The following is a 7,055-nucleotide window of genomic DNA, read 5'->3' as shown; positions in this document are numbered from 1 at the left end:
GACGCCGGATAGATGAAAGCAAGCCAAACACGACATCAAAAACAGTATTGCAGAAAAGGGGGTAACCATAGATGTGGGAGCGGGCTTGCCCGCGAAGAGGCCGGTACAGGCACCTCAAGACTTCGCTGGATACTCGCGATGCATCTGCTCCAGCAGCGCATCCTTGTCTTCCCACAACTGGTTGATCCAGCCCTGGAACTGCAGGCGGTAGGCGCCATCCTGCTCGTAGTTCTTGCCAATGAACTGCGCCGGGATCGGCAGCTCCTGGAAATGCACCACCACCTCCTTCACGTTGCCACACAGCAGGTCCAAGAAACCCGGGCGCCCGGCGGGGTAGTGAATGGTCACATTGACCACTGATTCAAGCTGTTCGCCCATGGCGTCCAGCACAAAGGCAATCCCGCCGGCCTTGGGCTTGAGCAGGTAGCGGAACGGTGATTGCTGCTGTTTGTGCTTGGCCTCGGTGAAGCGCGTGCCCTCGGCAAAGTTGAACATGCCCACCGGATTGTTGCGAAATTTCGCACAGGTCTTGCGGGTGGTTTCCAGGTCCTTGCCTTTCTTCTCCGGGTGTTTTTCCAGGTAGGCCTTGGAGTAGCGTTTCATGAACGGAAAGCCCAGGGCCCACCAGGCCAGGCCAATTACCGGAACCCAGATCAACTCCTGCTTGAGGAAAAATTTCAGCGGGCGGATTTTCCGGTTCAACAGGTACTGCAGCACCATGATGTCGACCCAGCTCTGGTGGTTGCTGGTGATCAGGTACGAGTGCTGGTAGTCCAGGCCTTCAAGGCCGCTGAGGTGCCAGCGGGTGCGGCAGACCAGCCGCATCCAAGCCTTGTTGTTACTGATCCAGGCCTCATGGGTGTGGTTCATCAGCCAGGCGGTGAAGCGCTGGGTGAGGGCGAACGGCAGGACCTTGAAGATCGCCACGCAGAACAGGAACGAACACAACAGCAGGGTGTTGAGTGCCAGTAGCAGCGCAGCGATCACGCCACGCACGGCGCCAGGGAGAAAATCCAGCATTTAGAGATCCATAGGTCGGTTGGCGGCCTGAATCGCGGTCAGGGCGATGGTGTAGACGATGTCGTCGACCTGCGCGCCGCGCGGCAAGTCGTTCACTGGTTTGCGCAGGCCTTGCAGCATCGGTCCGAGGCTGACGCAATCGGCACTGCGCTGCACGGCCTTGTGGGTGGTGTTGCCACTGTTGAGGTCGGGGAAAATGAACACCGTGGCGCGCCCGGCTACCTGGCTGTTGGGGGCCAGTTGTCGCGCGACGTCTGCGTTGGCGGCGGCGTCGTACTGCAGCGGCCCGTCGATCAGCAGCGAATTTTGCGCTTCGTGGGCCAATAGCGTGGCCTCGCGTACTTTCTCCACTTCTTCGCCGCTGGCCGAGTCGCCACTGGAGTAGCTGAGCATCGCCACCCGTGGCGTGATGCCGAAGGCGGCGGCGGAGTCGGCGCTTTGCAGGGCGATTTCCGCCAGCTCGCTGGCGCTGGGGTGCGGGTTCATGATGCAGTCGCCGTAGACCAGCACTTCCTCTGGAAACAGCATGAAGAACACCGAGGACACCAAGGTGCAGCCCGGTGCGGTTTTAATCAGTTGCAGGGCAGGGCGGATGGTATTGGCTGTGGAGTGAATGACCCCGGACACCAGCCCGTCGACCTCGTCCAGCGCCAGCATCATGGTGCCGATCACCACGGTGTCTTCCAGTTGCTGCTCGGCCATCGGCGCGTTGAGGCTCTTGGTCTTGCGCAGGGCAACCATTGGTTCGACATACCGGTCGCGGATCAGGTCCGGGTCGAGAATCTCCAGGCCAGGCGGCAACTCGATGCCCTGGGCGCGCGCCACAGCCTCGACGTCCGCCGGTTTGGCCAGCAACACGCATCGGGCAATGCCGCGAGCCTGACAGATGGCTGCCGCCTGCACGGTCAAGGGCTCGCTGCCCTCGGGCAGGACGATGCGCTTGTTGGCTGCCTGGGCGCGCTGGATCAACTGATAGCGGAACACCGCGGGCGACAGGCGCATTTCTCGCGGCGTACCACAGCGCTGGTGCAGCCAGTTGGCGTCGAGGTGACTGGCGACGAAGTCAGTGATGATTTCCGCGCGCTCGCGGTCATCGATCGGGATTTCCTTGTTCAGGCCGTTCAACTGGTTGGCAGTGTCGTAGGAGCCGCTGCTCACCGACAGCACCGGCAAGCCGGCCTGCAATGCACCGCGGCACAGGTCCATGATGCGCGGGTCGGGCAGGGTGTCACTGGTCAGCAGCAGGCCGGCCAGCGGCACGCCGTTCATCGCCGCCAGGCTGACTGCCAGGATGATGTCGTCGCGATCTCCCGGGGTCACCACCAGCACGCCGGGCTTGAGCAGCTCCACGGTGTTGCGCATGGTCCGCGCACAAATGATGATCTTGGTCATGCGCCGGGTTTCGAAGTCGCCGGCATTGAGCACTTGCGCGCCCATCAGGTCGGCCACATCGCGGGTACGCGGGGCGTTGAGCTCCGGCTGGAACGGGATACAGCCGAGCAGCCGGAAGTCACCGCTGCGCAGCAACGGCGAGTGTTCTTTCAGGCGCGCGGCGAAGGCCTCCATGCTTTCCTCGGTCTTGACCTTGTTGAGGATCACGCCGAGGACTTTCGGGTCTTTCGGGCCGCCGAACAGTTGCGCCTGCAACTCGACGCGCCCGGACAGTTCGGTGAGCACTTCGTTTTCCGGCGCCGAGACCAGGATCACCTCGGCATCCAGGCTTTTGGCCAGGTGCAGGTTGACCCGGGCGGCATAGCTGGCGCTACGGGTCGGCACCATGCCTTCGACGATCAGCACGTCCTTGCCGATGGCGGCTTGCTGGTACAGGGTGATGATTTCTTCCAGCAGTTCGTCCAGTTGGCCGTCGCCGAGCATCCGCTCGACATGCGCCAGGCCCAGCGGCTGGGGCGGCTTCAGGCCATGGGTACGGGCCACCAGTTCGGTGGAGCGTTCAGGCCCGGTGTCGCCGGGGTGCGGCTGGGCAATCGGTTTGAAGAAGCCGACTTTCAACCCAGCACGTTCCAGGGTACGCACCAGCCCGAGGCTGATGGAAGTCAGGCCCACACCAAAATCGGTGGGTGCGATAAAAAAAGTTTGCATGCGGATTCTCTAGAGGTGCATGGCAAGGTGAAGGCCTATGACTGGCCTCCTACCGAAATTTCAGACGCCAAGGTTATCGCTAACCGGGCCTTGAGCGCACCAACCGCAATCAAAGGCCTGGCCTATTTTTTCCTGGCGCTGCAACGGGTCCAGGACCCAGGCCCGGGATTGCCAGGGAGGCTGGTGGCGCAGGTGCTGGGTATGACCACAGGACAGCTCGGCCACCCAGTGCCCATCCTCGTCCAGATGGAAACCGGTGATGATTGAAGCTTTCGAAGCGGGCCGTTGGTCAGGGTTCCGTTCGCTTTCGGGCGTTTGCTTCGCTAAACTTGTCCATTCTTTATTCTTCTGCAAAAGGTCTCGCCCCATGCTGATCGCCGCCAATAAGGCTGTCTCCATCGACTATACCCTGACCAACGACGCTGGTGAGGTCATCGACAGCTCCGCCGGCGGCGCGCCGCTGGTCTACCTGCAAGGCGCAGGTAACATCATTCCAGGCCTGGAAAAAGCCCTGGAAGGTAAAGCTGTCGGCGACGAACTGACCGTAGCTGTTGAACCTGAAGACGCTTACGGCGAATACGCCGCCGAGCTGGTCAGCACCCTGAGCCGCAGCATGTTCGAAGGCGTCGACGAACTGGAAGTGGGCATGCAGTTCCACGCTTCCGCGCCAGACGGCCAAATGCAGATCGTCACCATCCGTGACCTGGACGGCGACGACGTGACCGTTGACGGCAACCACCCGTTGGCCGGCCAGCGCCTGAACTTCCAAGTGAAGATCATCGACATCCGTGACGCCAGCGAAGAAGAAGTCGCCCATGGTCACGTCCATGGCGAAGGTGGTCATCACCACTGATTTCTGCGCTAAGCTCAGGTATCTGGAGAGGCGCCTTTGGGCGCCTTTTTAGTCGGCGCCGGTTAAAGGGCGCCGGGCGAGAGTGCGGTTGAAGGGCGTTTCGAGAAAAACACGGGATATCTGGAGTTCATCATGAGTGCTTTTCACGACCTTACTTTAAAAGCGTTGGACGGCCAGGCGTTACCGCTGGCGCCCTTCAAAGGGCATGTCGTATTGGTGGTCAACGTGGCCTCCAAGTGTGGTTTGACCCCACAATATGCCGCCCTGGAAAGCCTCTACCAGCAGTACAAAGGCCAAGGCTTCAGCGTGCTGGGCTTGCCTTGCAACCAGTTCGCCGGCCAGGAGCCGGGCACTGAAGACGAGATCAAGGATTTCTGCAGCCTCAACTACGGCGTGAGCTTTCCGTTGTCCAGCAAGCTGGAAGTCAACGGCCATGAGCGCCATCAGTTGTACCGTCTGCTGGCGGGCGAGGGTGCGGAGTTTCCTGGCGACATCACCTGGAATTTCGAAAAGTTCCTGCTGGGCAAGGACGGCCGGGTGCTGGCGCGTTTTTCGCCGCGTACGGCACCGGATGATCCTGCGGTCGTCCAGGCGATTGAAAAAGCGCTGAGCTGATCTCTCCCCCCTGTAGGAGCGAGCCGCAAGCGGGCACTCGCTCCTACAATATTTCCTATCTTTTGGTCCTTAATCACTGCAATCAATAGTGCTATTCAAGCGCGCGCTCACTCCATATTATCCCCGTCATAAACCTCGGATCCCTGTGGAGTGCCGCATGCCTGTACAAGCCCTGTTTAAGCCGTTTTCCCTGGGTACCCTGCAATTGCCGACCCGTGTGGTCATGGCACCCATGACCCGTTCGTTTTCCCCGGGCGGCGTGCCGAACTCGAAAGTCATCGAGTACTACCGTCGTCGCGCGGCGGCTGGCGTGGGCCTGGTCATCACCGAGGGCACCACGGTCGGCCACAAGGCGGCCAACGGTTACCCGAACGTTCCGCAGTTCTATGGTGAAGCGGCCTTGGCCGGCTGGAAAAAGGTCGTGGACGCGGTGCATGCCGAAGGTGGCAAGATCGTTCCGCAACTCTGGCACGTCGGTAGCGTGCGGCGCATCGGCACCGAGCCGGACGCCAGTGTTCCGGGCTATGGTCCGTCGGAAAAGCTCAAGGACGGCCAGGTCGTGGTGCACGGCATGACCGAGCAGGATATCCAGGAAGTAATCGCTGCCTTCGCCCAGGCCGCCAAGGATGCGCAGAGCATCGGCATGGACGGCGTGGAAATCCACGGCGCCCACGGCTACCTGTTGGACCAGTTCTTCTGGGAGACCAGTAACCAGCGTACCGATCAGTACGGCGGTAGCCTGGCCAACCGCTCGCGCTTTGCCATCGAATTGATCCAGGCGGTGCGGTCGGCGGTCGGCGAAGGTTTCCCGATCATTTTCCGTTTCTCCCAGTGGAAGCAGCAGGACTACACCGCGCGCCTGGTGCAGACGCCCGAGGCGCTGGGTGAGTTCCTCAAGCCGTTGTCCGACGCTGGTGTGGACATTTTCCATTGCTCGACACGGCGTTTCTGGGAGCCGGAGTTTGACGGTTCCGACCTCAACCTGGCCGGCTGGACTCGCGTGCTGACCGGCAAGCCGACCATCACCGTGGGCAGCGTGGGCCTGGACGGCGAATTCCTGCAGTTCATGGTCAACACTGACAAGGTGGCGCAGCCGGCCAGCCTGGAAAACCTGCTGGAGCGCCTGAACAACGATGAGTTCGATCTGGTGGCGGTAGGGCGGGCGCTGCTGGTTGACCCGGACTGGGCGCAGAAAGTCCGCGATGGCCGTGAAGGCGAGATTCTGCCGTTCAGTCGCGAAGCGTTGATGACGCTGGTTTAAGCGCCACCGCAACCTTCTCTGGCGCGGGGACCTGACAGGCCCCGCGCAATTGGTCTTCGAACTGCTCGATGATCGCCGCCCAACCCTGGCGGCTCGCGTGCTGTCGCGCATTCAGGCGCACGCAGCGCAGGGTTTCATCCTCCTCCAGCAACCACGCTGCCGCATCGCAGAACGCCTCTTCATCGCCCGGCATCGCCAACACGCCGTTGTAGCCATGGCGAATATGCTGCGCCGCCGCGGCCTGATCATAAGCCACCACGCCCAGACCGGAGGCCAGCGCCTCCAGCACCACATTACCGAAGGTTTCGGTCAGGCTCGGAAACACAAACACATCCCCGCACGCATAGTGCGCCGCCAAGGCCTCACCGCGCTGTGAGCCACAGAAGATCGCCTGCGGCAGCTCCTTTTCCAGTGCCGCGCGTTGCGGCCCGTCGCCGACCACGATCAATTTCAGATTGCGCTGTGGATAAGTACTGCACAGCTTTTCGAAACAACGTTTGAGCAGGCCAAGGTTTTTTTCGGGGGCGAGCCGACCGACGTGCATGACCGCGATGTCTCCCTCAGCCAGGCCCCATTGCTCACGCAAGGCGTTCAGCCGTTTGGTCGGATGAAACAACTGGCTGTCGACGCCCCGGGACAACAGCGCCAGGCGCTCGAAATGCCGGCGCTCCAGTTCCAGTCGCTGGCTGACGCTCGGCACCAGTGTCAGCGTCGAACGGTTATGAAACCAGCGCAGGTAATGCGTCAGCATCCGGGTCAGCAAACCGAGACCGTACTGACTGGTGTATTGCTGGAAATTGGTGTGGAAACCGCTCACCACCGAGATCCCCAGGCGCCGCGCTGCCCGCAGGGCCGACAGGCCCAGCGGGCCTTCGGTGGCGATGTACAGCACGTCCGGGCGCTGGCGTTTCCAGCGCCTGAGCAGTTTGTGCATCGACGACTGACCCCATTGCAACCCCGGATAACCGGGCAGCGGCCAGCCGCGGCAGAGCAGCAGGGCGTCGTCGCTGGCCAGGGCCTGATCGCCGTCCTGGCGCGGGCGCACCAGTTCGACCTGGTGCCCACGGGCGCGCAGGCCATCACACAAGCGGCCCAGGGTATTGGCCACGCCGTTGATTTCCGGAGGGAAGGTTTCGGTGATCAGGGTGATATGCAGAGTTGTCGTCATGACCCCAGTGTCAGTTGGGGTCATGTCGTCATTGTGTC

General features: G+C 61.7%; 7 protein-coding genes. 3 read left to right on the top strand and 4 right to left on the bottom strand.

All coding sequences use genetic code 11. From position 1 onward, the window contains the following. Positions 1–114: 114 nt before the first annotated feature. The 3 genes from ACIOVD_RS23995 to ACIOVD_RS23985 are packed head-to-tail and all read right to left on the bottom strand — an operon-like array spanning position 115 to position 3,519. A complete protein-coding gene (locus ACIOVD_RS23995; protein ID WP_401130593.1) occupies positions 115–1,020 on the bottom strand; it encodes an acyltransferase in 906 nt (301 codons plus the stop codon). Beyond that, the gene (pta, locus tag ACIOVD_RS23990; protein ID WP_095169369.1) at positions 1,021–3,120 is read right to left on the bottom strand and encodes a phosphate acetyltransferase; all 2,100 of its coding nucleotides are present in this window, start codon (positions 3,118–3,120) and stop codon (positions 1,021–1,023) included. A gap of 60 nt (positions 3,121–3,180) precedes the next feature. Further along, positions 3,181–3,519, bottom strand: coding sequence for a DUF3565 domain-containing protein (locus ACIOVD_RS23985; RefSeq protein ID WP_095169370.1), 339 nt, complete (start codon positions 3,517–3,519; stop codon positions 3,181–3,183). Here ACIOVD_RS23985 and ACIOVD_RS23980 point away from each other — a divergent pair. The 3 genes from ACIOVD_RS23980 (at position 3,488) to ACIOVD_RS23970 (ending at position 5,849) form a co-directional block, all read left to right on the top strand. After that, positions 3,488–3,973, top strand: coding sequence for a peptidylprolyl isomerase (locus ACIOVD_RS23980; protein ID WP_095169371.1), 486 nt, complete (start codon positions 3,488–3,490; stop codon positions 3,971–3,973). The two genes, ACIOVD_RS23985 and ACIOVD_RS23980, sit on opposite strands and share 32 nt — an antisense overlap. A 132-nt stretch (positions 3,974–4,105) precedes the next feature. Continuing rightward, the gene (locus ACIOVD_RS23975; protein WP_095169372.1) at positions 4,106–4,588 is read left to right on the top strand and encodes a glutathione peroxidase; all 483 of its coding nucleotides are present in this window, start codon (positions 4,106–4,108) and stop codon (positions 4,586–4,588) included. A 157-nt stretch (positions 4,589–4,745) separates the two neighbouring features. Then, positions 4,746–5,849 carry an NADH:flavin oxidoreductase gene (locus ACIOVD_RS23970; RefSeq protein WP_401130590.1) on the top strand — a complete coding sequence of 368 codons (1,104 nt, stop codon included), beginning with the start codon at positions 4,746–4,748 and terminating at the stop codon, positions 5,847–5,849. On the opposite strand, the gene ACIOVD_RS23965 is transcribed toward ACIOVD_RS23970, so the two are convergent. Further along, positions 5,818–7,041, bottom strand: coding sequence for a glycosyltransferase family 4 protein (locus ACIOVD_RS23965; protein WP_401130588.1), 1,224 nt, complete (start codon positions 7,039–7,041; stop codon positions 5,818–5,820). The two genes, ACIOVD_RS23970 and ACIOVD_RS23965, sit on opposite strands and share 32 nt — an antisense overlap. Positions 7,042–7,055: the final 14 nt, after the last annotated feature.

The organism is Pseudomonas sp. NPDC087626 (assembly GCF_044743405.1).
Lineage (GTDB): Bacteria > Pseudomonadota > Gammaproteobacteria > Pseudomonadales > Pseudomonadaceae > Aquipseudomonas.
Note: the sequence above shows the minus strand (reverse complement) of the source record. Positions and strands in the feature narration are given on the sequence as shown.